Below are 22,917 nucleotides of genomic sequence, written 5' to 3'. Positions count from 1 at the left end.
TACTCTCTCGATCAGGAAGTATTTTGCGCGGCAAATTTCCTAGTAGGAAGAACGGGCGGATGATCGCCTATGAGGAGTTGCTCGAGGCAGACGCACTCGTTCTCTTCGAAATGCACCCTTCCATAGTTGCCTATCGTGAGCAGCCGTGCACGGTTCGCTCCGAGGCGCCAGTGTGGCGCTATACGCCGGACTTTGAAGTGCTTTTGCGCGATGGGCGATCTGTACTGGTAGAGGTTAAACCACACGCAAAGCTGAACCGTCCCGAGGTAGCAGACAAAATCGCTAACGCCCGGCGGTTGCTTGACCAGGAAAGCAGGGAGCTCTGTGTGTTGACTGATTCGGAAATTCGCCAAGCGCCCCGCCTGGGCATCCTCCAGTCGCTACAGCGCCGTCTGCCTCCACTTGCCCCAAGTGACAAGCACATTGATCAAGCACTGTCGACGCTGAGGCGAGATGAAGTTCGTACGTTTGCCCAATGTCACTCATGCTTGGGTGCCGAAGTGACAGCAGTTCTTTTTGCGCAAGGGTACCTGCAATGTGATTTGCAGGTGCCACTTAGCGTGGATTCCATTGTCAGGTATGACATGGAGGCTCGTCATGATTGGTTTTTCATTTCGCAAGGGTACGGCTTTTGATCTCGATGGAGCCTTGTACTGCATTCGACGTACCTTGGAGGACGGCGCTGTCGTGCTTGAGAACATGGAGACCGGACATTTTCTGACGCGCGACAAGCAGCAGCTTCTGACAGCGTACGCAGCCGGATTACTGGTTGCCCCTCATGGCACAAAGGATTCGCGTTCGGTGCGCCCCAAATGTGGGAGGCCTTTGCAAGATTTCTCTGACACGCTGCAGCGGGAGGTAATTCGGAGAAAGCGTTATCTGGACAGCATATTCGGTGAGCCTGTGACACCTTTGTCCAAGGTGGAATTGGTGGCCGCGATTAGGTCGACGGCGGAACAACTGGGTGACAGCAGTCCACCATCAGCGAGTTCGCTATACCGTTGGAGGCAGCGATTTCTTGCAACCAACGATGTCAGGTCTCTTATGCCGCTCTACAGCAGACGAGGACCAACTAGGCCTCACGCGCTTCCCATCGTCGTTGAATTGTTTTTCAACGCCTTGGCGGATATTGCTTCGGTGGCAGGCCGATGGGACATGAATGATGTAGCAGTGCGGCTGAGGACTGCGATTGAGCAAGAAAACAGGCTGCGCGATGAGGGCGCGCAGCTAAAGATGCCGTGCAGCCGTACTCTGCATCGATGGTGGAGCCGGATGGACCGATACGACGTATCGTGTATCGCTGATGGGGTGGCAGAGGCAAGGAAGAAGTACCGTGTGGTTCGGCAAAGCGTATCAACCAGCCGAATACTGGAACGTGTTGAAATCGACCACACCCCCATGGACGTGTTCGTTGTGGATGATGAAACCCTATTGCCGTGCGGTCGGCCAACTCTAACGGTTCTCATCGATCACTACAGTCGAATGCTTATCGGTTACCACATGAGCTTTGGTGGCCCGTCGATAAGCGCCGTTCTGGCCGCTATGCGCCATGCGATTTTGCCCAAGGAGCCGATGAATGGCTACGTTCAAAATCTGAGCATCAACCATGCTTGGCCATGCTATGGCTTGTTTGATCTTCTGGTGGCCGATAACGGTGTGGAGTTTCACGGTGATGCCTTGGATCAAGCATGCCTTTTGCTGAATACAAGGATATTGTATTGTCCAGCGCGACAGCCCAGGTTCAAAGGAACAGTCGAAAGATTCCTGAAAACAATTAACTATGGATTTGCGCACAAACTTCCAGGAACAAGCTTGGCGAAATTCGCTGAGCGGGGCAGTTATGATCCCCTGAAGCATGCCGTTCTTACGCTCGGCGAACTGAAGCATGTTTTTGAGAAATGGCTGCTGGACGTCTATGCACAGACACCGCATAGAGCGCTGCAGGCCTCGCCATACGAGGTATGGCAACAGGGCGCTGCTAGGTGCCCGCCCTATCTGCCTGCAACAACGTTAGATCTCATCCCTGTGTTGGGCGTTCCTGTACGTCGTGCGGTGCGGCATGATGGTGTCATGCTGCATTGTCTTCTATATAGAGGGAACGCACTTTGGCAGATTGTTCGAGCCTACGGAATAGGAGTGTCTGTTCGGGTGGTCTACGACCCAGAGGATCTCGGAAGAATATTGGTTTGGATGCCTAATTCGGATGAGTCATTCGTTGTGCATGCTGTTCTTTACGAATACGCCAACGGACTCACGCTGAATCAACATAGAATGATTCGTTCTCTATCCGCGAGTCGTTTCAAGAATTCAAAATCCCCGACAGATCTCATGCGAGCCAAGGCTGAGTTGGCTGACGCAATTCGTGGATTGATGGGGACTCGAAGCCTGCGTTTGCGGAGAAGTGCAGCGCGGACGCACGGTGCGAGCAGTATAAATCCTGAAAAGCGATTCGATCCCAAAGCGTCAAAAGTTGAGGTAACGCAAAAAATAGGCGGCGAAAAAAAGCCAATGCTGAAAGGGGTCAAGTTGGTGCCGCGTGTCCCGTACCGTTCGACATCTGGAGAGTAGCATGGGTATGCGGTTGTCTACCGAGCTGGTGCAGGCGCTCACCCGCCTTAAGATGGACATACTGATGTTCCCTCGTTTTCAGAGGGCATATGAAAAAATTCTCGATTCAATCGAGCTTTACGAGCGTGCGGGTGTTGCAGAGAACTTCCAGCTTTTGGGACCCTCTGGCTGTGGAAAGTCGACGCTATGTGCACTGTTACTGTCTAAATTTCCGATGCGCATCGAGCCGGAAAGGACGGTAGTTCCAGTACTTTACGCCCAGGTCCCGGCTCTCGCGACAATCCACGCTCTGGCGGGAAGCTTGTTAAGGGGTCTCAATGATCCCGCCCCGACCAGAGGGACAACAGACGAGAAGGCCGCACGCTTGTGCCTAGTTGCAAAAGGCTGTGGCGTTCGCTTGATCATGCTTGACGAGGTTCAGCACGTCATCGATAGGGGGCAATCTCTAACAATTACACGTACCGCAGATTGGATTAAATCCCTGGAGAGTAATATTGAATTTCCAATTATCTTGGTTGGCCTTTCGCGTGCCAAGGTACTGCTTGATGCGAACGAACAGCTTCGGCGGCGTTTCAGCGCATCACTACATCTTGACCAGTTTGACTTCAGTAAAGATGATGATGTGATCGAGTTTGCTGGCCTCGTCGCCTCTTTTCTTGAGGCGATGCCAATCAAGTGTGATTTAAAGCCTGAATCTTATGATGATTTGCGAATGTTGCACAATGCCACAGACGGCAGAGTTGGGTATCTAGCGAAGCTTTTTATGCGCGCGCTTATGATTGCCTGCGAGTCTCGTGAGCGCAAGATAAAAAGAAGCTTGCTGGCGCAAGCCTTTATTGAAGCGGTGTGGAGTGACGGCGTTGGTGAGAGGAATCCTTTTTCGACAAATTTCCATGGTCGTCAATTGATCGAGCGCGGTGAGCCATTTTACGAGGACGTGATAGTCAAACCTGCCGTGCGCTGGCAATCCAGGAGTTCCGGTGGGATATCCGCGAACAAAGTTCCGGTTTAGGGACTTCCCGCTAAGGCCTAGAGCGCGGCCCGACGAGAGTGCTCGGTTTTACGTTTGCCGTGTGTATCTCGCCAATGGATTCACAGCGCCCTGGCATACCATGGACCGAAAATGGATGCGTCCGTGGCTTGAGGACATGGGGCGGTGGCAGCAGGGAAATAATGCCGAGGTGCCATTCGATTGCTGTAAGACTAGAGTACGCTTGGGTAGGGCTCTGAATGTCGGCCGCGTGTCTTACTGCCACGAATGCGCCGCAAAAATAGGCTACCAGCTATGGCCCGTCGATTACTTTGGTAGCACGGTGTGTCCGCTACATTTGGTACGACTTCAATGCGTATGTCCTTCATGCGGGAACGAGCTTGATCCGGCCATGGTTCTTAAAGTTCGATGCCAGTGCGGTCAGGATCTGCGCGAGAATGCCAACGCCATCAAAGTGTCTGCTGACCAAGCTGTGTGGGAGTTGGTGCTTGGTCAGTATATGTGCGATGATGGGTTCCGTGGTCAGGTTGACCTAAATCGGAGTCATCTACCTCCCTGGTTACGTGCGCTCCATCTCGAAGCAATTAATAGCCTTTTTATGGATTTGCGTCGTATTCTGGTGCCAGGGACTTCTGGGCTGTCATTGGCTGAAGAAGCGCGCCAGTCGCTGATGGATTGGCCCAGAGCATTTCATGCTCAACTGAGGCAACTGATAGAGAGTCCTCAATGGCGCGGGGAATGTAGACAACGGCCTGTGGGAGCCATGACCATTTGGAGCCAATTGCTATCAGCATGCCACGGAAATGCAGTGCCCGAAGTTGTCAGCCAGATTGAGCACTTTCTGGATGCGCACGCACTCAGTTTCTCGCGCGAGGCGGGGGCGCTAAATGACCTCGTTGCAACGTCGCCGTCGTTTGGTATATCGCGCCTCATTCGAACAGACGTTGACGTGGGTGAGGAGCTAGGGTGGATGCGTGCTGAGGTAAAGTGGTTTATGGGCGAACAGGGTGTGCAGACGGTTTGAGCGTCGTGGTGGTGAGAGCTTTATCAACCGGGTTGTTGCTAGCGAGCTGGTGGAAGCCTTGTCTGGCTACGTACCACTTAAATTTCTCGCAAAGAGGATGAGCCACACTCCATTGTCGTTTTGTGAACTCATGAAAATGGCGGGAGTGATACCCTGTGCAGAGAGAAGTGGAGCAGACCATGCCGGCAGACAAACTAGGTCGTTACATGACTAGCAACGCGTTCCTGACGCGCGCGAATGCGGCGGTTTCCAAAGCCGTGCGTCAACTCGAAGAGCTTGGGATGGTACCTGCATATGTCCAAAAAAGCTCACTAAGTGAGCCGCCCAGGACAGCGGCTGGCGGTCACGATGCCTCCGCTCCCGAAAAGGAGTGACTGCGGGCGTTGCCGAACTTCCAGAAGGTGCTGCACCTTAAGTCGCTGGGGAGGGAGTTCGCTTTACCTATCTCGTCCATGGACCGCGCTGCCGTTGAAAAGAGCACAGCGGCTGTCTCAGCACGCTGCGGTTTGAACTAGGCAGCGGCTCCTCTCTGTGTCGTTCTCTTCGAAGATGAGGCAATCCAGAAAAAAACTTCTGGGTCTCCGGCCATGGTCTGTAACTCTGGTCTCACTAATTATGGCGGGACGCCCATGCAGTCGCAGTTATTTTGTCAGACCGACTCACTGGCGCCGACACAATAAGTGGGAAAACTCTGAAGAATCAGTAGCGTAAGTTCCACGTATTGTGTCTCCCGACATGTTGTGTAACGGCCGCGGACAAGGTCAGAGCGTGATGCCCCCATCCACAACGATGCACTCGCCGTTGGTGTAGCTCGCCGCGTCCGATACGAGGTAGAGCACCGTGCCGGCCATTTCGCGTGGCTCGGCGTGGCGGCGCAGGGGGATCTCGCTGATCCAGCGGTCGTAGGTGGCCTTGTCCTCGAATAGGGCGCCGGCAAATTTGGTCTTTGTCAGGCCGGGCAGCAGCGCATTCACGCGGATGCCGAAGGGGCCGCATTCCTTGGCAAAGGCGCGTGTCATGTTGACCACCGCCGCCTTGGTGATGGAGTAGATGCCTTGCTTGTCGCCCGGTTGCAGCGCGTTGACCGACGCGGTGTTGACGATGGCGCCGCCACCTTGTGCGCGCATCATCTTGCCGGCCTCGACCGACATGAAGAAATAGCCACGGACGTTGACGTCCACGGTCTTTTCAAATGCGGAGAGGTCGGTATCGAGAATGTGGCCGTAATACGGATTGGCCGCCGCGTTGTTGACCAGAATGTCGAGCCGGCCATGCGTATTGCGGATGTGCGCGAACGTGGCTTCGATGTCTTCCATGCGGCCGACGTGGCACGCCAGTGCTTCGGCCTTGCCGCCCGCCGCGCGGATGCCGTCTGCCACGGCCTGGCAGTCCGCCAGCTTGCGGCTCGATACGATGACGTGCGCGCCTTGCTCGGCGAGCAGCTTGGCGATTTCTTCGCCAATGCCCCGGCTGGCGCCCGTGACCAGGGCGATCTTGCCGGTCAGGTCGAACAGGTTCGTACTCATACGTAGTGTCTCCAAGGGATATTGTTTTGGTGGGGTCGGATGTTCAGCCGTAGGTCTGAAACGCGCGTCGCGCTGGGTCGTCCAGATGCGGAATGCCGTTGAAGGTGGCCAGCTGGAACGATTCCGCGTTGAAGAAGTACTGCGAGACGCTGCTGTTGCGGATCTGCAGGTTCAGCGCAATCGCGCTGGTTGGCGGGGCCTCCAGCACTTGCTGGGCGGTCACTGCAATCGGCCCACCTGAGCTGATGGCGAGCACGCGTTGCCCGCCATCGGCTTGAATGACGGCGCGCGCATCCGCCACGCGCTGCTGAAATGCGGTCCACGTTTCGGGCAGCGGCCCGCGAATCTTGTCGGCCGACCACAGATGCAGCACTTGCTTGAGCGCCCGGTAGTGGTCGCGCATCGAGCCGGATGCCAGCCGCGTGAGTTCCGGAAAATCCTCGCCCAGCGCAGCAAACAACCCCTGGAAGTCGTACTCGTTCAGGCCGGCGTGCTGTTCATAGCCGATACCCGCGGTGCCCATGCCGCGCAGGATGCCGTCGACCGTCTGCTCGTGCCGGCGCAATGTGCCGCAGATGACGCGATCGAAGACGATGTCGTGCCGCGCGAAATACTCGCCGAGCCAGACGCTCTGCTGCTCGCCGCGCTCCGAAAGCTGGTCATAGTTGGCGGCGCCGAACGACGCTTGCCCGTGCCGCACGAGGTAAAGCTCCGCCATCGTCTGCTCGCCATGTTGCTGGGGAAGCCAGATTAGCGGTCGGCACACTATTTTTGAAATTTATTGTTTGAATGACCAGTAATGCATCGGATGAATAGTTTGGCGGACTGGAGGGCCGGAGGCATGTCTGGTCGTACGGGGCAAGCTGCGGCTGACACCCGTGCGCCCAACGCAACATGGCGCCCCGGGGTTTGCAGAACTTGTGTGTAATGGCTGTTTTGCCACTCCGCTACCAAGGTCCACGCATGAAACCCTCCCGCCTTGCGCTTGCCGCGCTGCTGTTGTGTGGCGCACGTCTGTCCAGCGCCGCTGATGCCAACCCCAAGGTCCTGACCGCTGCTGAAGCCTATCGGGCCGATGCGCTGCATCTGTTGGAGCGCCTGGTCAACATCGACTCGGGCACCGGCAACGAGGCCGGACTGAGCCAGATCGGCACCATCGTCACCGAAGAGCTGCGCAAGACGGGCGCGCACGTGGAAACGGTGTCCTCAGCACCGGCGGCGGTGGGCAACAACATCCTGGCCACGTGGAAGGGCACGGGCAAGACGCGCATCTTGCTGATGGCGCATATGGACACTGTCTTCAAGGACGGCACCGCCCGCGCCAAGCCGTTCGTCATCAAGGACAAGCGCGCCTACGGCCCCGGCGTGATGGACGACAAGGGCGGTATCGTCGCGGGGCTGTATGCGATGAAGATCCTGCAGCAGCTCGATTTCAAGCAGTACGGGCAGGTGACGCTGCTGCTCAACACCAACGAGGAAACGGGCTCCAAGGGCACGCGCGCGCTGATCGAGCGCGAGGCCAAGCAGCATGACGTGACGCTGAACCTGGAGCCGGGCCGGCCCGCCGATGGGCTGGTCGTGTGGCGCAAGGGCAGCGGCACGGCCGAAATCGACATCAAGGGCAAGGCCGCGCATGCGGGCGTGGCGCCGGAGTCCGGCCGCAATGCTGCCACCGAGCTGGCGCACCAGACGCTGCAACTCGGCAAGCTGGGCGACAGCGCCAAGCAGACCACCTTCAACATCACCGTGCTGAAGGCGGGGGATGCGACCAACGTCATCCCCGACCACGCCACCGCGTATGCGGACGTGCGCGTGGCTGTGCCCGAAGAGTTTGACCGTGTGGAACGCGATCTTGCGCGCGTGTCGGCCAACAAGCTGATCCCCGATACTGAAGTGAAGACCTCGCTGGTGCGTGGCTTCCCGCCGATGCCGCGGAATGCCGCATCCGATGCGCTTGCCGACAAGGCACAGGCCATCTACGCCGAGATCGGTCGCAAGCTCACGCTGGAAGGCAGCGGCGGCGCGGCCGATTCGAGCCTTTCTGCTGGCGTTGGCACGCCCACGCTCGACGGCTTTGGCATTGTCGGTGGCGGCATTCACACGCCGGACGAATACGCAGAAGTGGAAAGCGTGGTGCCGCGCTTGTATCTGCTGTCGCGCATGATTATGGAGTTGGCCGGCAGCAAGTAAGCGCCGCGGTTAGGCAAGTAAAAGCGCGGGTGGCAGCGGTTGGGGCCACCCGCTTTGTTTTGCCATGTGGCGTGGGCAGCGCAAGGACGGCAAACGGCGGACTAGATGTAAACGACCACACCGCTCGCCCCGCGCGGCAGGTTCGATGTGCTATCGTCGCCGCCACGAAAATTTCACATCTACCGGGTATGCACGACGTCGTCATCAGCGGTACGGGCCTGTGGGTCGCGCCGGAGGTCATCACCAACGAGGAGCTGGTCGCTTCCTACAACGCTTATGCGCAGCGCTACAACGCAGAGCATGCAGCGGCCATCGCCGCGGGTGAGCTGACGGCGCTGGCGGAGTCGTCGGCGGAGTTCATCGAGAAGGCGTCGGGCATCCGCCAGCGCTATGTGGTGGAAAAATCTGGCGTGCTGGACCCGACGCGCATGCGCCCCAAGCTGACGCCGCGCCCGGATGACGCCCTATCCCTGCAAGCGGAAATTGGCGTGGCCGCCGCACGCGAAGCGCTGGCCGCAGCCGGCCGCGATGCCGCCGACGTCGACATGCTGATCTGCGCCACGTCGAACTTCCAGCGCCCGTATCCGGCGCTCGGCGTGGAGATTCAGAACGGCATCGGCGCAGGCGGTTATGCGTTCGACATGAACGTCGCCTGCTCGTCGGCCACGTTCGGGCTGGAGCAGGCCATCAACGCCGTGCGCAGCGGCACCGCGCGGGCCGCGCTGGTGGTGAGTCCTGAAATCACCTCCGGCCACCTCGACTGGAAAGACCGCGACTGCCACTTCATCTTCGGCGATGTGTGCACCGCCGTACTAGTCGAGCGCGCCGAAGACACGCGCTCCACCGACGCATGGCGCGTACTCGGCACGCAGTGCGCGACCAGCTTCTCCAACAACATCCGCAACAACGCCGGCTACCTATCGCGCAGCGAAGACCGCAACCCCGACGACCGCGACCAGCTCTTCCGCCAGGAAGGCCGCAAGGTGTTCAAGGAGGTCTGCCCGATGGCGGCGGAGCATATCGCCACGCATCTGCAATCGATCGGCCATGCGCCGGCCGGAGTGCGACGCTTCTGGCTGCACCAGGCCAACCTGGCGATGAACCAGTTGATCGGCAAGCGCTTGCTGGGCCATGAGGCATCGGCCGATGAGGCGCCAGTCATTCTGGATGAATTCGCCAACACGGCATCGGCGGGTTCCATCATTGCGTTCCACCGCCATCGTGCTGACTTGAAGTCGGGCGACGTGGGCATGATCTGCTCGTTTGGTGCGGGCTATTCGATTGGCAGCGTGGCGGTGCAGAAGCTGTAATCGCTGTGGTGCACCTTGCGGGCGACGACACTCAGGTTTGACCCTGCAGCGTCGTCCGGAAGAAATCCAGCGCGCGGCGCACGGCCAGGGCATGCACCGCATCGCGATCCACGCCGGGTTTGTCCTGGCACAACAGGGGCAGGTGCGGTACCGCCCCCGGGTGGCACGTATCGATGAAGGTGTAGTGCGACGCGCCAGGCACCAGCAGCACGTCGGCGTTCGGCACCAGGCTGGCGACGCGGTGCACGTTGGTGTCCACGGGCACCGTCACATCGGCGTCACCCGCCATCAGCGAGACGGGCAGCGCAATACTGCGGAGGGACGTTGCATCCAACGCCATGCCCAGCGCCGGTGCGATGGCAAAAACGGCCTGGATGCGTGCATCACGATAGGACGCGCCTGACCGGGCAAGCGAGGCTTGCGTTGCTGCGGTCTTTGGCGCGTCGGGCGTGGGGCTCGGCTGCATGCGATCCATTTCCGGTGGCCGGCAGATCGCATCGCCTTGCGGCCCGCCGCAGAACGCCTCGAACGCCGCCACATTGGTGCGCGCACCCGCTAGCTCTAACACCGTATAACCCCCAAGCGAGAAACCCACTGCGCCAATGCGTGTGCGGTCGACATGCGTGCCCAAGACCGCATCAGCGAGGATGCCGTCGAGTGCCTCGCTCACATCCGTTGCGCGCTCCCACCACAGCATGAAACCGTCGCGCGTGAGGGGCTCCAACGCGTTGTTGCCCGGGTGATTCACGCCCGCGACGATGTAGCCGTTGGCGGCCAATGCGGCGGCCAGCCAGTCGAGGCTGTCTGCCGTGCCGCCGGTGCCGTGCGAGAGCATCAGCAGCGGGTAGGTGGAGTGGGCGGGTGCAAGCGCCGCTTCGCCGGCCGATGGGTGGCCGCGGAACGTCGGCCGACCAGGCTCGCCGATGTTGCGCGGCGCTTCAGGTACCGACGCATCCACCGGGTACCAGACGTTGGTGACGAGGGCCTGTGTGTGCGCCCCGCGCCAATGCCGCTCGGCTTGCGGATGGAACACGCGAGTGGTTTCGCCCACGTGGTACGGTGCAGCGGGCTCGGCGGCGCAGGCAGCGCCCATGACAAAGGCCGCCAGCGCGGCGGCAACGCAGTGACGCAACATCGTTACTCCTTACGGATGGGGATCATCAGGTCGGTCACGCACGCAGGCACAGTGCGTTCAGCGGCGGCTGCTCGATCAATTCGAGGGGCGGCAGGGCCGTGGTGTCAGAGGGCACGTTCAGCGCTTGCTGCCGGGTTTGGAATGCGCGTGGGCTCACGCCGGTGAACTCGCGAAAGGCGCGCGCGAAAGCCTGCGGGCTGCCGTAGCCGACGTTGAAGGCGACGTCGGTGATGGAATCGTCCGCCACGCTCAAGCGCTGCGCGGCTTGCGCCAGCCGCAGGCGCTGAACCGTCTCAAACACGCCTTCACCCGTGAGCGCCCGATAGATGCGGTGAAAGTGAAACGGCGACAAATGCGCCACCGCCGCCAGGCTCTGCACCGTGTGCGGGGCGGCGGGGTCGGCCAGGATCGCCTCGATGACGCGGGCGATGCGGCGGTGGTAGTCGTGAACGGTGCGGGGTTTCATGCGGCAAAGCATAGTCGCCCGGTGGGCGGCATGCGGTGCAGCGATTGCGCAAAATGCACCCGCCGCTCTGGCCAGCCTAACGCCCCGCCGTGGCCCGCAGGGTAGAAGCGAACGTCCGCAGCGCCTTCTTCGCCACAGGGTCGGCTAGGCGCGAATACAGCACCACGCTGCGGGGTGGAAGCGGGGGCAGTCCAAGCGTTTCGCCCACATCGATGGTGCCCGCAGGCGCCACGCGGCGGCTGAGCGCGGCGACAGCCAAGCCGGCCGCCACCGCTGCGCCAATGGTGCCCATGCCGCCGCCAACAAACACTTCCTGCCATGCAATCCCGGCGGCATCCAGTGCGGTTACGGCCATCTCGCGCACGCGGCAGGGCTCGGACTGGGTGGCAAGGTAGAGCGGCTCACCGGTGCGGTGCTCAAAGTCCGGCGCGGCCATCCAGCCGAAGGGCTCTTCCATCAGGACTTCGCCGTCGGTGCGGCGTGTGTCGTGGCGCAGCACGACGGCCGCATCCAGCAGGCCGCTCTCGAATGCATCCAGAATTTCGCGTGAGCTGTCGATGCGGATCTCCAGCGTCAACGCCGGTTCGGCCCGCCCCATTTGACGCAGCAATCGCGGCAGTTCGGCGCCGACAATGTGGTGGCTCATGCCGACCGACAGCCGCCGCCGTTCCACGCCAAACGAGCCGAGCGCGCCCTCGTGCGCAGCCACCAGCTCGCGTGCGGGCGAGAGGAACGCCGCGCCATCCTGCGACAACCGCACCAGGCGCGGCGTACGTTCCAGCAGGCGACGGCCGAGCGCATCTTCCAGCCGCTTGATCTTCAGGCTCACGGCGGATTGCGTGGAGTCCATCGCCTCCGCCGCGCGCGTGAAGCTCTTTAGATCGGCGGTCAGTACGAAGGCTTGAACGGCCTCCAGATCGAGCATCCTCATGATTCAATCATTAAAAAATAGAATGATTGAAATATCTTAGGATGGCTTTTTGAAATGATCAACGTGAGGCATGCTGTGTACACCACAAACCAGGGAGTTCACCATGCCTCTCGTTCAAGTATCGCTACGCCGCGGCAAGCCTGCCGCCTATCACCAAGCCATTTTTGACGGCGTCTATCGCGCGCTGCGTGAGACGTTCAACGTGCCGGAAGACGACCGCTTCATGACCGTGACCGAGCATGACGCCAGCACCTTCAGCGTCAGCCCGACGTACATGAATATCCAGCGCAGTGAAGATGCGGTCATCCTGCAGCTCACCGTCAGCAACACTCGCACGCGCGAGCAGAAACAAGCGCTGTATCGGCGCATCGTCGAGCTGCTGGGCGACAAGCCCGGCCTGCGGCCCGAAGACGTGTTCATCAACCTCGTGGAGGTGCTGCCCGAGAACTGGTCGTTCGGCCACGGCATTGCGCAGTACGTGGCGGACAAGGGCTGAGGCGCCCCATGACGTCGCGCCAGATGCTGTTTGCCTACGTAGGTGGCTTGGTGTGGGGGATGGCGCTGATCGTCGGCGCGGCGGTCACCGTGGCGACCGTCGCGCGCGACGTGTTACGGGCGGTCAGTCCTTGAGCGAATTGCCCAGCATGTCCAGCAGGAATTGCGTGCCGCGTTCGCGCGATCCGGAGTCGTCGTAGCCATCCAGGAAGGCGCCTTGCTCGGTCATGACGAGGTGTGTGCCGCCCGAGCCATCCTTGGGTTCACGCAGTTCCAGCGTGGCGAGCGAGGCGGAGATCTTGCGATCGTCCAGGTGCATCACGTACGAATAGACGACGCGCTCGTTGGGGATGACGTCGTGATACAGCGCCTCGAAGCTGGACACGACACCGCTGTCCCACCGCCCCTTGACGACTTCGCGGCCACCCGGCGTGGCGTCCATTTCACGCACGAGCAGGGTGTAGCCGTTGCCGCCGGCAAACCACTTCGCTTTGGCCGCCGGGTCCGTCAGCGCCTTGAACACGCGCGAGCGCGGTGCATCGTACGTGCGCTCCACCGTAAAGGTGGCATGCACGACCGAGCGCTGGATGCCGTCGGCCAGCGGCACGCTTGCGGCTTCGCGCTCCAGCTTGTCGAGCGTTTGCTTCCAGCCTTCAGACGCGCCCTTGATCATCATCTCGGCAATCGGGGCGAGCGGCGTGTGGGTCTGCGTGACTTCCATGCGCGTGCCACCGCATTCTTCGGCAAACGTGACGACGGTGTGCGCGTTCATCAGTGGGCGGTTGTCACCGTCCACCACGTTCATGTCGATGACGAGGCGGGCGTTGGGCACGATCTCCAGAAAGTGGCCGCGCGACCAGTGGTCGTGCCCTTCAGGCGAGCGCATGCACACGTCAAACTTGCCACCCACGCGAAACTCGACCGTCGCATCCGGCACCGTGTAGTGCGTCGGGCAGAACCAGCGCTTGATGTGTTCAGCGGTGCTCCAGGCCTTGAAGACCCAGTCGCGCGATACGGGGAAGGTGCGAGAGATCACGAGTGGGCGCAGGGCGGTGCCTGCGGGCTGGTCAACGGTCGTCGTCATGCGGGTCTCCTTGGGTTTTCAGCGTTTCGAGATAGGCGCCCAGGCGGTCGAAGTGCTGCTCCCACTCCAGGCGTCGTTGGTTGATCCACTGCTCGGCGAGGCTCAACGCCTCGGGTTCGATACGGCACGTGCGCACGCGGCCCACCTTTTCCGATCGCACAAGACCGGAGTTCTCCAGCACCGACAGGTGCTGCATCACGGCAGGCAATGAGATGTCGAGCGGTTCCGCCAATTCGCTCACCGACGCGGGCCCGCGCACGAGCTGGACCAGCATCGCGCGCCGGTTGCCGTCTGCCAGGGCCTGGAAGGCGAGATCGAGAGAGGTGTCATGGTTAAGCATGTGGTTAACTATAGCGACTCCGAATAGTTAAGCAAGTACTTTATCTTTCTGTGGTTGACAGGCCAATTTAGTTCGCATACAAAGTAAAACACTTCGTATGCGAACTAAATCAGGCACGATGAACAGCACACCCCAACGCATTCCCGCCACCGATGGCTACCCGCTCGGCGCCATGCTGTGGACGGCCCAAGGCACGCCGCAGGGTGTGGTGGTCATGCACCCGGCAACGGGCGTGCCGCAGCGCATCTACCAAGCCTTTGCCAACTTTTTGGCGGAGCGCGGCTTTCACACCATCACGTATGACTACCGCGGCATCGGCGCATCCCGGCCCAAGAGCCTGCGCCGCTTTGCTGCACGCATGCGTGACTGGGCGCTGTTCGATGCAGATGGCGTGACGCGATGGGCGAGGGCGCGCTATCCGGAGCTGCCGCAACTGGCAGTCGGACATTCGGTGGGCGGCCACGCCATCGGGCTGTGCTGCGCAGACTGGGATGTCGCGGGCGTCGTGCAGGTGGCCTGCCACACAGGCAACTCGCGCTTCATCCGCCAACGCGGCGAGCGCTGGCGTGTCGAGCTGATCCTGCGCGGCCTTGGGCCCTTGATGGCCCGGCTGATCGGCTACGTGCCCGGCAAGCGCCTGGGCCTCGGCGAAGACCTGCCCGGCGGCGTCGCCATCGAATGGGGCGCCTGGGCCGGCATGCCGCGCTACTTTTTCGACGACCCCACGCTCGGCGCCATCGAGCGCTTCAACCGTGTCACGCACCCCGTGCTCGTCTACGGCTTTGACGACGACCCCTGGGCCACGCCAGCCGCCATCAACGCGTTGACGGCGCACTTCACGAACACGTGGGTCGAGCGCCGGCAGATTGCGCCAGCGCAGGCCGGCGGTGCGGTGGGACACCTGGGGTTCTTCCGCCCGCAGTTCGCCACCACGCTATGGCCGGGTTTGGCGGACTGGCTGAAGGAGCACGCTACGGCGTCGCGTGCTGAGGCAGAGGCCGCATGACCGCACCCGATCGCCGCCTCGTCTATCTGATCAACGTCGGGCAACGCCGCCTGCAGCGTTGGATTCAAACGCGTACCGGCGAGGGCGTGACCGCCGCGCAATCCGGTCTGCTGTTCTTCCTGGAGAAGAACGACGGCGCGCTGATGCGCGAAGCCGGTGCCGCGCTGGACCTCGGCCCTTCCGCCATGAGTGGCCTGGTCGATCGCACCGTCGACGCGGGCCTGATCGAGCGCCGCGCCGATGCCAAGGACGGCCGCGCTTGGCAACTCTGGATCACGCCCGCTGGCCGCGAAGCCCTGGCTGAAACCCGCACCGGGCTGGCTGAACTCAACGCGCGCATGACCGAAGGTTTTACCGATGCCGAGATCGACGTGGTTGCACGCTGGCTGGCCAGCCTGCAAACCAAATTCCCCACCGGAGACGAGCAATGACTGAACACATCCAGCGACACAACGCCGACGGCGTGCTGACGCTCACCCTGGCCCGCGCAGACAAGAAGAACGCCATCACCGATGCGATGTACGGCGCGCTGGCCGATGCATTGGACGCCGCCGAGCGCGACCACACTGTGCGCGTGGTGCTGTTGCGCGCCGAAGGCGACATGTTTTCTGCCGGCAACGATATTGGCGAATTCGCATCGATTGCCATGGGCGAGGGTGGTGGCCAGCGCAACGTCGTCCGCTTCCTGCATGCGCTGGCGCGTGCCACGCGTCCGCTGGTGGCGGCGGTGCAGGGCCGGGCGGTCGGCATCGGCACGACCGTGCTGCTGCATTGCGATTTCGTGCTGCTGGCGGACAACGCGCAGCTCTCCACGCCCTTCGTCAATCTGGCGCTGGTGCCGGAGGCCGCGTCGAGCCTGTTGATGCCTGCGCGCCTGGGCCACGTGCGTGCGTTTGAGATGTTCGCGCTGGGCGATGCGGTGAGTGCGGAATCGGCGCTAGCCTGGGGTTTGGCCAACCGCGTAGTGCCGCTGTATCAGCTAGGTACGGAGGCGATGGCGATTGCTGAGCGATTGGCGCGTCAGCCGCTCGGTGCGCTGACCGAAACGAAGCGCCTGATGCGCGATGCCGAGTTGCTCAAGCAGCAGATGGAGGCGGAGAACGCCAGCTTTTCCAAGCGCTTGAAGTCTCCCGAGGCGCATGAAGCCTTTCGGGCGTTCGTCGATCGACGGCCGCCCAATTTCAACGCCGTGGCGCACTGAGCGCGGCGGTGTCTCCTTCGGCGGCCCTGGTCCGGCCGCCTTTTTTCATTCAAACCGCCAATCGTCCCTGCGTGCCCGCCACGGAAATCGTCGCTTCCATGCCAGCGGTAAAGCGCAGGTAATCCGCCTCCATGCCGTCAGAAAAGATCACGCCGTTCTCCGGCATGCGCGAGCGCAGCTTGAGTGGCTGCGTTGCATCCACATGCCCGAACACCAGCGTGGCTTGCGACGCGCGGCTCGGAAACGGCTCGCGCACGGCAAACGTCAGTTGTGGCGTGTCCCACGGTTCTGGCTCATAGCGGAAACCATCGCCACCGGCGTGCATGGCGCGCGCCACGCCCATCGAGCCCGTCACGATGCTCTTGAGCCATGCTGTGGAGCCCAAGCCCGTTGCAACGATGATCCCCGACGAGGACTGCGCCTCACGCCGCTCGCCCAGCTCGATTTCATACAGCGCAGAGGCATGCGTGCGCGGGCCGATGAAGAGGTCATTGACGGCGCGCAGCACCTGCCCGTCAGAGAGCCGCGCTTCGGCCATCGTCACGGCTTTGGTGGGGCGCTTGTCGCGTGCCACGTCAGTCAGCACCTTGCCGAGATCCTTTGGCTCGAAGGGCAACAGCACGCCATCCCACCGGCCGGGCTCGGGGTTCAGGCCGATGAGCGGCTGACCATCGAGATACTTCATCGAATTGGCGACGAGCCCATCCTGCCCGAGCGCCACAACGATGTCGTCTGGCGCAAAGATGAAGTTGGGCAGATAGCTGCGGTCCACCACCTGATAGCGGCCCCAGGCCTCCAGCGCGCGCACGGTGATCTCCAGGCTGCGTGCATAGGCGGCGTTTTCGGCCAGGTAGTCGGAGAAATCCGCGCCTAGGTGTTCGAGATAGAACTTCGCCTGTGCCAGGGTGTGGTGGCGCGCCACCAGCTCTTCGAGCCGGGTACGGCGTGTCACCAGTACCACCTTGCGGCCATCGGTGCTCATGATGCGGCCCTGCCGGTTGCGTTGGTGCCGGCGTTCATCAACCCTTGCAGCAGGTCGGGCGATACGTTGAGCTGGCCGATGCGCTCTGCGCGTTCCGCAATGCCGCCGAAGGCCTGTGCGATGAGCTGGCCCGGCTGCATGCCGGCCGCAGCGAGTGCGTTGACGATGCGCGGGTCGGCCTTCTCCAATGCCTGCATGACGGCGGCCACGCGGTAGGCCTCGGCTTCGGCCAGCGTGCGGCTGTTGTCGGCCTGGCCCGCCACGAATGCCTTGCGTTGGCTTTCCAGTTCCACGTCGGCAGCCATCTGTTCGTTGCGCAGGGCGTTCTCCTTGCGCATCAGCGTAGCCTTGGCTTCCATCTGCGTCTCGCGGATCTGGCGCTTCTTCTGCTCGACGGCGATGTCGGTGTCCAGTTCGTTCTGGCGGATCGCGCGTTCGTTTTCCACGGCGGACATGCGCCGCAGATACACCGCATCGTCGGCGGCCTTCAGGTTGGACTCGCGTGCCTCAGCTTCGAGTGCGCGTGCGATGTCGGGCGTCGGCTTCACCGCCATGACTGACACGCCCAGTATCTCCAATCCCAGCGCGGCAATCTCCGGTTGTGCGGCCAACTCAGCCTGTGCGGTGCGCGCGATGGCGGCCGAAGCGCGCAGTGCGGCCTTCAGCTCCATCGCCTGCACGGCTTGCTGCACGATCACTTCCACTTGCTGCGCGACGCGATCGCCCAAGCGCTTCGGGTCTTCCGACACATAGCTCTGCCCGTTCTTGGCGAGCGAGAAATCCATCATGGCCGCCGTGTGGCGCGGATCGCTGATGCGGTAGGTCACCTGACCCTGCACCGTCACGCTTTGGAAATCCGCCGTCACCAATTCCAGGATGAACGGGCGATCCTGGCTGGCCACCGGCACGGCCACCAGCGTGGTCGTCGGGCCGTAATAGAAGAACGACAGGCCCGAGCCTTCGCGCACGACCTTGCCGGCGCGGAACTGCATGAGATGAACGGTGGGCTGCGACTTGATAAAGCGGATACCGAACATGATGACCTCCCCGTCTTGTTTGGGTTGTACAGCACAACTTGATTGAGTTGGATAATACAACTTACTATGTGGGTGTCAAGACATTTGTGAGCAGACCATGGCTTCCCGATCCGCCCCCAAGACGTTCCCTTTGCCGTTGACGACGGTGGATGTGGTGATCTTTACCGTGCTGGAGGATGTGCTGCGCGTGCTGCTGGTGCAGCGCCCGAGCACGGAGACTGAGCCTTTCCCGGGCGCGTGGGCGCTGCCGGGCGGGTTTGTCGATACGGCTATCGATGCCAACCTGGAGGATTGCGCGCGCCGCAAGCTGCTGGAGAAGACCGGCGTAGGCAGCCCGTATCTGGAGCAGCTCGGCAGTTGGGGCGGGGCCACGCGCGACCCGCGCGGCTGGTCGGCCACGCACGTCTACTTTGCGTTGATGCCCGCGCAGGACGTGGTGCTCGCCAAGGGGGCAAACGCTGCAGACGTCGGCTGGTTTGCGGTGGACGACGTGCTGCGCGCACCCGAGCTCGCGTTCGACCATGCGGAGATTCTGCGCACCGCTGTTGAGCGCCTGCGCAGCAAGGTGGAATACACGTCATTGCCGGCGTTCCTGTTGGCCGAGCCGTTCTCGCTGCCGCAGCTCCAGCGCATGTACGAGATCGTGTTGGGCCGACCGGTGGATAAAAGCGGCTTCCGCACGCGCATGCTGGCGGCTAATTTCCTGGAAGAGGCGGGCGTGGCCGAGGGCGATTCCTACCGCCCCGCCAAGGGCTATCGCCTGATTGATCGCAGCGCGCCAGTCGTTTTTCCGCGCACCTTCAGCCCGCGCGGCGGCGATTGAACGGAACGGCTTCAGGCCGACTCGTCGTCTTCCAATGAAAAGCGCTGCGCGGCACGCGTCCCGTTGCGTACCGTCTCGTCGACTACGCCCCGATGCACCAGTTTGTGCCCAGCTTCAGTGGCGACGGTCGGCTGTCCTTGGCTGGGGCGGCTGTCGACCCCGGCAATGGGGGCTTCCGGATCGGGCTCGGGGTTGGCGTTGGCGAGCGACGCGTTGGAGTAGATGACGTTGTCCTGCCAGTGCGACGGGTTCTTGGCCGCTTCCAGGCCTTTGCCGTCGGTGTCGATCGTGTTGTCGGAGGCTTCGGTGCCGGCGGCATCCACCGAGCGAATGCGGCGTGACGCACGCGCCAGTGGGTCGTTCTGCGGGGTATCGGGCGGCGGCTCGGTCAGCTTGGCGCGCTCGGGTTGATGCGTGACGGGTTCTTCGGGTTGGGGCTGCGCTTGGTTGTGTTCCGCGTTGTGCATGATCGGGCTCCTGCGCCGCGGCAGCGGCATCGCGTTGCATGCCGCCGCAACGTGCGTGCCTGATCTTGGCGCCTGCCCGTCTAAGCCCGCTTGCGGGTAGGGCGACGTCCGGCGTCTTGCAGGAAGGCCTGTGCACGCGGCTCCGTTGCGTAGGCGCTGTTGATGCGCACCCAAGGTGAGACCTCCAGGTTGGGGCGGAAGTAATGGCCTGGGGCCAGCGTCACGCCGTGCTTTTCCGCTGTGGCGGCCAGGTCCCGTGAATCCTCCACATGCGGCACACGCGCCCACAGGAAATTGCCGCCCGATGGCTGGTGAAACACCTCCCAGCCCGCGTCACTCAGCACGTTGAGCGAGGCGATGACCGAGTCGCCGGCGCGCTGACGCAGCCGCTCCACATACTTGCGATAGGCGCCGCGCTCCAACAGCGTGGTCACCACGGCCTCCGCAAAGCGCGATCCACCGACGCTGGTGAGCATCTTCACGTTGGTCAGGTCGTGCACCAGTTCACGCTTGGCTATCAGGTAGCCCACCGGCAGCGATGCCGACACTGTCTTGGAGAACCCGCCCACGTAGATCACATGTTCAAGCTGGTCCAGCGTGGCCAGCCGCGCGGTCGGGTCGGACTGCAGGTCGGCAAAGATGTCGTCTTCCACAAACACGAACCCGTGGCGCCGTGCCAATTCCAGCAACCGAAACGCAACCGGCGGCGACAGCGTGGAGCCGGTCGGGTTCTGCAGCACGCTGTTGATGAAGAACAGCTTGGGCCGATGCTCGCGCAACATGGCCTCGGCCACTTCCACATCCGGGCCGTCGGCCTTGCGCGGAATGCCGACCAGCTTGACACCATGCAGCCGCAGCAGGCCGAACACGGTGTAGTAGCCGGGGTCTTCTACAAACACCGTGTCACCGGGCTTGAGCAGGTGACGCATGACCAGGTCGATCGCCTGACTGGCGCCTGCGGTGCTCAACACGTTGGCCGGCTCCGCATGGATACCGAGTTGGCGCGCGCGCATCACGATCTGCTGGCGCAGCGCGGGGTTGCCCAGCGGCATGCCGTAGTCGATCACGGCATGCGTGTCGGTGCGCGAGACCTGGCGGATGGCCTGCGTGAGGCCTTCCATGTCGCGCCAGTCGGCCGGCACAAAACCGCCGCCGAGCTTGAGCATGCCGTCTGGGTAACTGAACTGCTCGAAGATGTGCTTGGACTCGGCCTCCGCGCGGCGCGGGTCGGACCAGCCACGCCCATCGCGCCCCGTGAGGCTGCTCTCCGCCACGTAGAAACCCGAGCCGTGGCGTGAATCCAGCAAGCCCAGCGACACCAGCCGGTCATATGCCTCGATCACCGGGAAGCGGCTGATGCCGTGTTCGGCCGCCAACTGTCGGATCGACGGCAGCTTGGCGCCGGGGCGTACGTCGTTGTCGCCGATCCAGGCCTGCACGCCCGCCACGATCTGGTCGGCAATGGGCACGCGAGTGGTGGCGTCGATCTGGAGTTTCATGGGGCGGGCAATGTCGTGACGGCAGCGGAAGATGCCGAACAGTCATCGGCAACTGTTCGGCAGTGTTCGTATTGTAGTGGGGCTGCGCCCAACGGAAAGCCGATCGCCCAAGTGCCGCGCCGGGGCTGGCTTATGCATTCGGCAACCATCGAAGGGCGGTTTTATTCGTTTTGGCAAATATCACCCACGGCTAGAGTGGGCTTGTCCGTCACGCATTGCGCGCTCGTACCGCACTCGTACCTCGCTCGTACCCATTAAGCCGGAGATTCGATGTCTGCTACCCCCATTCAAACTGCCCCGCGCGATCCGGCTGTGCAAGCCGTGCTCGATAGCGTGCTGTCTACACCGTCGTCAACGCTGCTGGAGCGCGCACGCAGTCACGCCAGCGAGCAAGGCCTGCGCTATGCAGGCGGCCTGACACCGGCAGAAGCCTGGGCGCTGGTCAGTCGTGGCGACGCCGTGCTCGTGGATGTCCGCACCGCTGAAGAACGCAAGTTCGTGGGCCGCGTGCCGGACACCCCGCACGCCGCATGGCAGACGGGGCCAGCCATGATCAAGAACCCGCGCTTCCTGCGCGAGCTGGAGAAAGCTGCGCCCAAGAGCGCCGTGGTGCTGCTGCTGTGCCGCAGTGGCAAACGCTCTGCAGCCGCCGCGGAAGCGGCCGCCGCTGCCGGATTTCAGAACGTGTTCAATGTGCTGGAAGGCTTTGAGGGCGACCTGGACGAACAGCAGCAGCGCGGTGAAGCCGGCGGCTGGCGTCGCTGGGGCCTGCCCTGGCAGCAGGACTAAGCGTCACCGTACCGGCTAGCAGCCGAACTAACAGAACAGGGGAGCGACGATGAGCGATAGCGTCATCGCGGGGAGGCCTGCGCCCGCGCAAGACACGGGCTGGCAATTGGATAGCATCGTCAGCGAGTTGCATGCGGCCCGGGCCGATTGGCGCGCCCGCAACGGCCGTACCGAAGTCACGGGCCGCGAGCTGCCCTCGCGCGAGGCCGTGCGGCAGATTCTGGAGGCGCTGCGCGGGGCACTCTTCCCCATGCGGCTCGGGCCCACGGACCTGCGTGAAGAAAGCGAAGACTTCTACGTCGGTCATACGCTCGACGCGGCACTCAATGCGCTGGTGGCACAGGTGCGGCTGGAACTGCGTCACACCGTGCGCCAAGCGCGTGCCGTGGATCGCGATCCCGACGCCGAGGCTGTGCAACTCGCGCGCGATTTCGCGGCGGCACTCCCCACGCTGCGCCGCTTGCTCGACACCGATGTGCTGGCCGCCTACCACGGTGATCCGGCCGCACGCAGCGTCGATGAGGTGCTGCTGTGCTACCCGGGCATCCTCGCCGTCATCCATCACCGCATCGCCCATCACCTGTACCGCGCTGGCTTGCCGCTACTCGCCCGCATGGTGGCTGAGACCGCCCATGCCGACACCGGCATCGACATCCACCCCGGCGCACAGATCGGCAGCGGTTTCTTCATCGACCACGGCACGGGCGTGGTGATTGGCGAGACGGCGGTGATTGGCGAACGCGTGCGCATCTACCAGGCGGTGACGCTGGGCGCCAAGCGGTTCTCCGCCGATGCCGATGGCCACCTGGAGAAAGGCGCGCCGCGCCATCCAGTGGTGGAAGACGACGTCGTTATCTACGCCGGCGCCACCATCCTCGGGCGCATCACCATCGGGCGCGGTTCGTCCATTGGCGGCAACGTGTGGCTCACGCGCAGCGTGCCGCCGGGCAGCAGCGTCACCCAGGCCAACGTACAGAGCGGGGTTCAGGACGGAGTTCACGACCCTCGGCCGCACCCGCGCCGCGACAGCGAGGCTCACCCCGCGCGCTGATT

25 protein-coding genes are annotated in these 22,917 nt (G+C 62.4%); 14 read left to right on the top strand and 11 right to left on the bottom strand.

Annotated features, from left to right (window positions below):
- Positions 1–59: 59 nt before the first annotated feature.
- The 4 genes from ACN9M1_RS22060 (at position 60) to ACN9M1_RS22045 (ending at position 4,583) form a co-directional block, all read left to right on the top strand.
- On the top strand, positions 60–635 hold the full coding sequence (locus tag ACN9M1_RS22060) for a TnsA endonuclease N-terminal domain-containing protein (RefSeq protein WP_426398985.1): 576 nt from the start codon (positions 60–62) through the stop codon (positions 633–635).
- Positions 598–2,568, top strand: coding sequence for a Mu transposase C-terminal domain-containing protein (locus ACN9M1_RS22055; RefSeq protein ID WP_426398984.1), 1,971 nt, complete (start codon positions 598–600; stop codon positions 2,566–2,568). The genes ACN9M1_RS22060 and ACN9M1_RS22055 overlap by 38 nt, the downstream gene beginning before the upstream one ends.
- 1 nt (position 2,569) lies before the next feature.
- A complete protein-coding gene (locus ACN9M1_RS22050; protein ID WP_426398983.1) occupies positions 2,570–3,580 on the top strand; it encodes a TniB family NTP-binding protein in 1,011 nt (336 codons plus the stop codon).
- 370 nt (positions 3,581–3,950) lie between these two features.
- A complete protein-coding gene (locus ACN9M1_RS22045) occupies positions 3,951–4,583 on the top strand; it encodes a hypothetical protein (RefSeq protein WP_426398982.1) in 633 nt (210 codons plus the stop codon).
- Between the two features lie 761 nt (positions 4,584–5,344).
- Here ACN9M1_RS22045 and ACN9M1_RS22040 read toward each other — a convergent pair.
- Positions 5,345–6,109: an SDR family oxidoreductase gene (locus tag ACN9M1_RS22040; protein ID WP_426398981.1), complete on the bottom strand. Its 765-nt coding sequence runs from the start codon at positions 6,107–6,109 to the stop codon at positions 5,345–5,347.
- A 43-nt stretch (positions 6,110–6,152) separates the two neighbouring features.
- Positions 6,153–6,827, bottom strand: a complete 675-nt coding sequence (locus ACN9M1_RS22035) for a histidine phosphatase family protein (RefSeq protein ID WP_426398980.1) — start codon at positions 6,825–6,827, stop codon at positions 6,153–6,155.
- Positions 6,828–7,072: 245 nt separating this feature from the next.
- On the opposite strand from ACN9M1_RS22035, the gene ACN9M1_RS22030 reads away from it, so the two are divergent.
- Together ACN9M1_RS22030 and ACN9M1_RS22025 are read left to right on the top strand one after the other, a co-directional pair.
- Positions 7,073–8,299: a M20/M25/M40 family metallo-hydrolase gene (locus tag ACN9M1_RS22030; RefSeq protein ID WP_426398979.1), complete on the top strand. Its 1,227-nt coding sequence runs from the start codon at positions 7,073–7,075 to the stop codon at positions 8,297–8,299.
- Positions 8,300–8,487: 188 nt separating this feature from the next.
- A complete protein-coding gene (locus tag ACN9M1_RS22025) occupies positions 8,488–9,609 on the top strand; it encodes a beta-ketoacyl-ACP synthase III (protein WP_426398978.1) in 1,122 nt (373 codons plus the stop codon).
- 31 nt (positions 9,610–9,640) lie between these two features.
- Here the strand turns inward: ACN9M1_RS22025 and ACN9M1_RS22020 are convergent, their stop codons facing one another.
- The 3 genes from ACN9M1_RS22020 to ACN9M1_RS22010 all read right to left on the bottom strand — a co-directional run bounded on the left by ACN9M1_RS22020 (position 9,641) and on the right by ACN9M1_RS22010 (position 12,141).
- Positions 9,641–10,744, bottom strand: a complete 1,104-nt coding sequence (locus ACN9M1_RS22020; RefSeq protein WP_426398977.1) for an alpha/beta hydrolase family protein — start codon at positions 10,742–10,744, stop codon at positions 9,641–9,643.
- Between the two features lie 34 nt (positions 10,745–10,778).
- Positions 10,779–11,210 (bottom strand): helix-turn-helix domain-containing protein, encoded by a 432-nt coding sequence (locus ACN9M1_RS22015; protein ID WP_426398976.1) that lies wholly within the window; start codon positions 11,208–11,210, stop codon positions 10,779–10,781.
- Positions 11,211–11,286: 76 nt separating this feature from the next.
- Positions 11,287–12,141, bottom strand: coding sequence for a LysR family transcriptional regulator (locus ACN9M1_RS22010; protein WP_426398975.1), 855 nt, complete (start codon positions 12,139–12,141; stop codon positions 11,287–11,289).
- A gap of 103 nt (positions 12,142–12,244) precedes the next feature.
- On the opposite strand from ACN9M1_RS22010, the gene ACN9M1_RS22005 reads away from it, so the two are divergent.
- Positions 12,245–12,637: a tautomerase family protein gene (locus ACN9M1_RS22005; protein ID WP_426398974.1), complete on the top strand. Its 393-nt coding sequence runs from the start codon at positions 12,245–12,247 to the stop codon at positions 12,635–12,637.
- Positions 12,638–12,645: 8 nt separating this feature from the next.
- A complete protein-coding gene (locus tag ACN9M1_RS22000; RefSeq protein WP_426398973.1) occupies positions 12,646–12,771 on the top strand; it encodes a hypothetical protein in 126 nt (41 codons plus the stop codon).
- Here the strand turns inward: ACN9M1_RS22000 and ACN9M1_RS21995 are convergent.
- Both ACN9M1_RS21995 and ACN9M1_RS21990 read right to left on the bottom strand, forming a co-directional pair.
- Positions 12,761–13,720 (bottom strand): SRPBCC family protein, encoded by a 960-nt coding sequence (locus ACN9M1_RS21995; protein WP_426398972.1) that lies wholly within the window; start codon positions 13,718–13,720, stop codon positions 12,761–12,763. The genes ACN9M1_RS22000 and ACN9M1_RS21995 overlap by 11 nt on opposite strands.
- Positions 13,704–14,060, bottom strand: coding sequence for an ArsR/SmtB family transcription factor (locus ACN9M1_RS21990; RefSeq protein WP_426398971.1), 357 nt, complete (start codon positions 14,058–14,060; stop codon positions 13,704–13,706). The genes ACN9M1_RS21995 and ACN9M1_RS21990 overlap by 17 nt, the downstream gene beginning before the upstream one ends.
- 118 nt (positions 14,061–14,178) lie before the next feature.
- Between ACN9M1_RS21990 and ACN9M1_RS21985 the strand changes: the two genes are divergently transcribed.
- The 3 genes from ACN9M1_RS21985 to ACN9M1_RS21975 are packed head-to-tail and all read left to right on the top strand — an operon-like array spanning position 14,179 to position 16,267.
- Positions 14,179–15,066, top strand: a complete 888-nt coding sequence (locus ACN9M1_RS21985) for a serine aminopeptidase domain-containing protein (RefSeq protein ID WP_426398970.1) — start codon at positions 14,179–14,181, stop codon at positions 15,064–15,066.
- Positions 15,063–15,497 carry a MarR family winged helix-turn-helix transcriptional regulator gene (locus tag ACN9M1_RS21980; protein ID WP_426398969.1) on the top strand — a complete coding sequence of 145 codons (435 nt, stop codon included), beginning with the start codon at positions 15,063–15,065 and terminating at the stop codon, positions 15,495–15,497. The genes ACN9M1_RS21985 and ACN9M1_RS21980 overlap by 4 nt, the downstream gene beginning before the upstream one ends.
- Positions 15,494–16,267, top strand: a complete 774-nt coding sequence (locus ACN9M1_RS21975; protein ID WP_426398968.1) for an enoyl-CoA hydratase — start codon at positions 15,494–15,496, stop codon at positions 16,265–16,267. Before ACN9M1_RS21980 ends, ACN9M1_RS21975 begins: the two co-directional genes overlap by 4 nt.
- 49 nt (positions 16,268–16,316) lie before the next feature.
- On the opposite strand, the gene ACN9M1_RS21970 is transcribed toward ACN9M1_RS21975, so the two are convergent.
- Positions 16,317–17,249: a sugar kinase gene (locus ACN9M1_RS21970; RefSeq protein ID WP_426398967.1), complete on the bottom strand. Its 933-nt coding sequence runs from the start codon at positions 17,247–17,249 to the stop codon at positions 16,317–16,319.
- Positions 17,246–18,286 (bottom strand): SPFH domain-containing protein, encoded by a 1,041-nt coding sequence (locus ACN9M1_RS21965; protein WP_426398966.1) that lies wholly within the window; start codon positions 18,284–18,286, stop codon positions 17,246–17,248. The genes ACN9M1_RS21970 and ACN9M1_RS21965 overlap by 4 nt, the downstream gene beginning before the upstream one ends.
- A gap of 97 nt (positions 18,287–18,383) precedes the next feature.
- Between ACN9M1_RS21965 and ACN9M1_RS21960 the strand changes: the two genes are divergently transcribed.
- Positions 18,384–19,109 carry an NUDIX hydrolase gene (locus ACN9M1_RS21960; protein WP_426398965.1) on the top strand — a complete coding sequence of 242 codons (726 nt, stop codon included), beginning with the start codon at positions 18,384–18,386 and terminating at the stop codon, positions 19,107–19,109.
- A gap of 11 nt (positions 19,110–19,120) precedes the next feature.
- Here ACN9M1_RS21960 and ACN9M1_RS21955 read toward each other — a convergent pair whose 3' ends face one another.
- Together ACN9M1_RS21955 and ACN9M1_RS21950 are read right to left on the bottom strand one after the other, a co-directional pair.
- A complete protein-coding gene (locus tag ACN9M1_RS21955) occupies positions 19,121–19,576 on the bottom strand; it encodes a DUF3005 domain-containing protein (RefSeq protein WP_426398964.1) in 456 nt (151 codons plus the stop codon).
- A gap of 80 nt (positions 19,577–19,656) precedes the next feature.
- Positions 19,657–21,075 (bottom strand): PLP-dependent aminotransferase family protein, encoded by a 1,419-nt coding sequence (locus ACN9M1_RS21950; protein WP_426398963.1) that lies wholly within the window; start codon positions 21,073–21,075, stop codon positions 19,657–19,659.
- A gap of 270 nt (positions 21,076–21,345) precedes the next feature.
- On the opposite strand from ACN9M1_RS21950, the gene ACN9M1_RS21945 reads away from it, so the two are divergent.
- Both ACN9M1_RS21945 and epsC read left to right on the top strand, forming a co-directional pair.
- Positions 21,346–21,864 (top strand): rhodanese-like domain-containing protein, encoded by a 519-nt coding sequence (locus tag ACN9M1_RS21945; RefSeq protein ID WP_426398962.1) that lies wholly within the window; start codon positions 21,346–21,348, stop codon positions 21,862–21,864.
- Positions 21,865–21,913: 49 nt separating this feature from the next.
- Positions 21,914–22,915, top strand: a complete 1,002-nt coding sequence (gene epsC / locus ACN9M1_RS21940; RefSeq protein ID WP_426398961.1) for a serine O-acetyltransferase EpsC — start codon at positions 21,914–21,916, stop codon at positions 22,913–22,915.
- Positions 22,916–22,917 lie beyond the last annotated feature (2 nt).

Origin of the sequence: Ralstonia sp. R-29 (assembly GCF_049913345.1) — a bacterium.
GTDB lineage: Bacteria > Pseudomonadota > Gammaproteobacteria > Burkholderiales > Burkholderiaceae > Ralstonia.
Note: the sequence above shows the minus strand (reverse complement) of the source record. Positions and strands in the feature narration are given on the sequence as shown.

Coding starts and splice junctions, on each gene's coding strand:
- ACN9M1_RS22020 (WP_426398977.1), bottom strand. CDS start 10,744: ATGTTGCGTCACTGCGTTGCCGCCGCGCTGGCGGCCTTTGTCATGGGC.
- ACN9M1_RS22030 (WP_426398979.1), top strand. CDS start 7,073: ATGAAACCCTCCCGCCTTGCGCTTGCCGCGCTGCTGTTGTGTGGCGCA.
- ACN9M1_RS21965 (WP_426398966.1), bottom strand. CDS start 18,286: ATGTTCGGTATCCGCTTTATCAAGTCGCAGCCCACCGTTCATCTCATG.
- ACN9M1_RS22025 (WP_426398978.1), top strand. CDS start 8,488: ATGCACGACGTCGTCATCAGCGGTACGGGCCTGTGGGTCGCGCCGGAG.
- ACN9M1_RS22010 (WP_426398975.1), bottom strand. CDS start 12,141: ATGAGGATGCTCGATCTGGAGGCCGTTCAAGCCTTCGTACTGACCGCC.
- ACN9M1_RS22000 (WP_426398973.1), top strand. CDS start 12,646: ATGACGTCGCGCCAGATGCTGTTTGCCTACGTAGGTGGCTTGGTGTGG.
- ACN9M1_RS22050 (WP_426398983.1), top strand. CDS start 2,570: ATGGGTATGCGGTTGTCTACCGAGCTGGTGCAGGCGCTCACCCGCCTT.
- ACN9M1_RS22005 (WP_426398974.1), top strand. CDS start 12,245: ATGCCTCTCGTTCAAGTATCGCTACGCCGCGGCAAGCCTGCCGCCTAT.
- ACN9M1_RS22055 (WP_426398984.1), top strand. CDS start 598: ATGATTGGTTTTTCATTTCGCAAGGGTACGGCTTTTGATCTCGATGGA.
- ACN9M1_RS22060 (WP_426398985.1), top strand. CDS start 60: ATGATCGCCTATGAGGAGTTGCTCGAGGCAGACGCACTCGTTCTCTTC.
- ACN9M1_RS22045 (WP_426398982.1), top strand. CDS start 3,951: ATGGTTCTTAAAGTTCGATGCCAGTGCGGTCAGGATCTGCGCGAGAAT.
- ACN9M1_RS21950 (WP_426398963.1), bottom strand. CDS start 21,075: ATGAAACTCCAGATCGACGCCACCACTCGCGTGCCCATTGCCGACCAG.
- ACN9M1_RS21985 (WP_426398970.1), top strand. CDS start 14,179: ATGAACAGCACACCCCAACGCATTCCCGCCACCGATGGCTACCCGCTC.
- ACN9M1_RS22015 (WP_426398976.1), bottom strand. CDS start 11,210: ATGAAACCCCGCACCGTTCACGACTACCACCGCCGCATCGCCCGCGTC.
- ACN9M1_RS22035 (WP_426398980.1), bottom strand. CDS start 6,827: ATGGCGGAGCTTTACCTCGTGCGGCACGGGCAAGCGTCGTTCGGCGCC.
- ACN9M1_RS21990 (WP_426398971.1), bottom strand. CDS start 14,060: ATGCTTAACCATGACACCTCTCTCGATCTCGCCTTCCAGGCCCTGGCA.
- ACN9M1_RS21960 (WP_426398965.1), top strand. CDS start 18,384: ATGGCTTCCCGATCCGCCCCCAAGACGTTCCCTTTGCCGTTGACGACG.
- ACN9M1_RS21980 (WP_426398969.1), top strand. CDS start 15,063: ATGACCGCACCCGATCGCCGCCTCGTCTATCTGATCAACGTCGGGCAA.
- ACN9M1_RS22040 (WP_426398981.1), bottom strand. CDS start 6,109: ATGAGTACGAACCTGTTCGACCTGACCGGCAAGATCGCCCTGGTCACG.
- ACN9M1_RS21975 (WP_426398968.1), top strand. CDS start 15,494: ATGACTGAACACATCCAGCGACACAACGCCGACGGCGTGCTGACGCTC.
- ACN9M1_RS21945 (WP_426398962.1), top strand. CDS start 21,346: ATGTCTGCTACCCCCATTCAAACTGCCCCGCGCGATCCGGCTGTGCAA.
- epsC (WP_426398961.1), top strand. CDS start 21,914: ATGAGCGATAGCGTCATCGCGGGGAGGCCTGCGCCCGCGCAAGACACG.
- ACN9M1_RS21995 (WP_426398972.1), bottom strand. CDS start 13,720: ATGACGACGACCGTTGACCAGCCCGCAGGCACCGCCCTGCGCCCACTC.
- ACN9M1_RS21970 (WP_426398967.1), bottom strand. CDS start 17,249: ATGAGCACCGATGGCCGCAAGGTGGTACTGGTGACACGCCGTACCCGG.
- ACN9M1_RS21955 (WP_426398964.1), bottom strand. CDS start 19,576: ATGCACAACGCGGAACACAACCAAGCGCAGCCCCAACCCGAAGAACCC.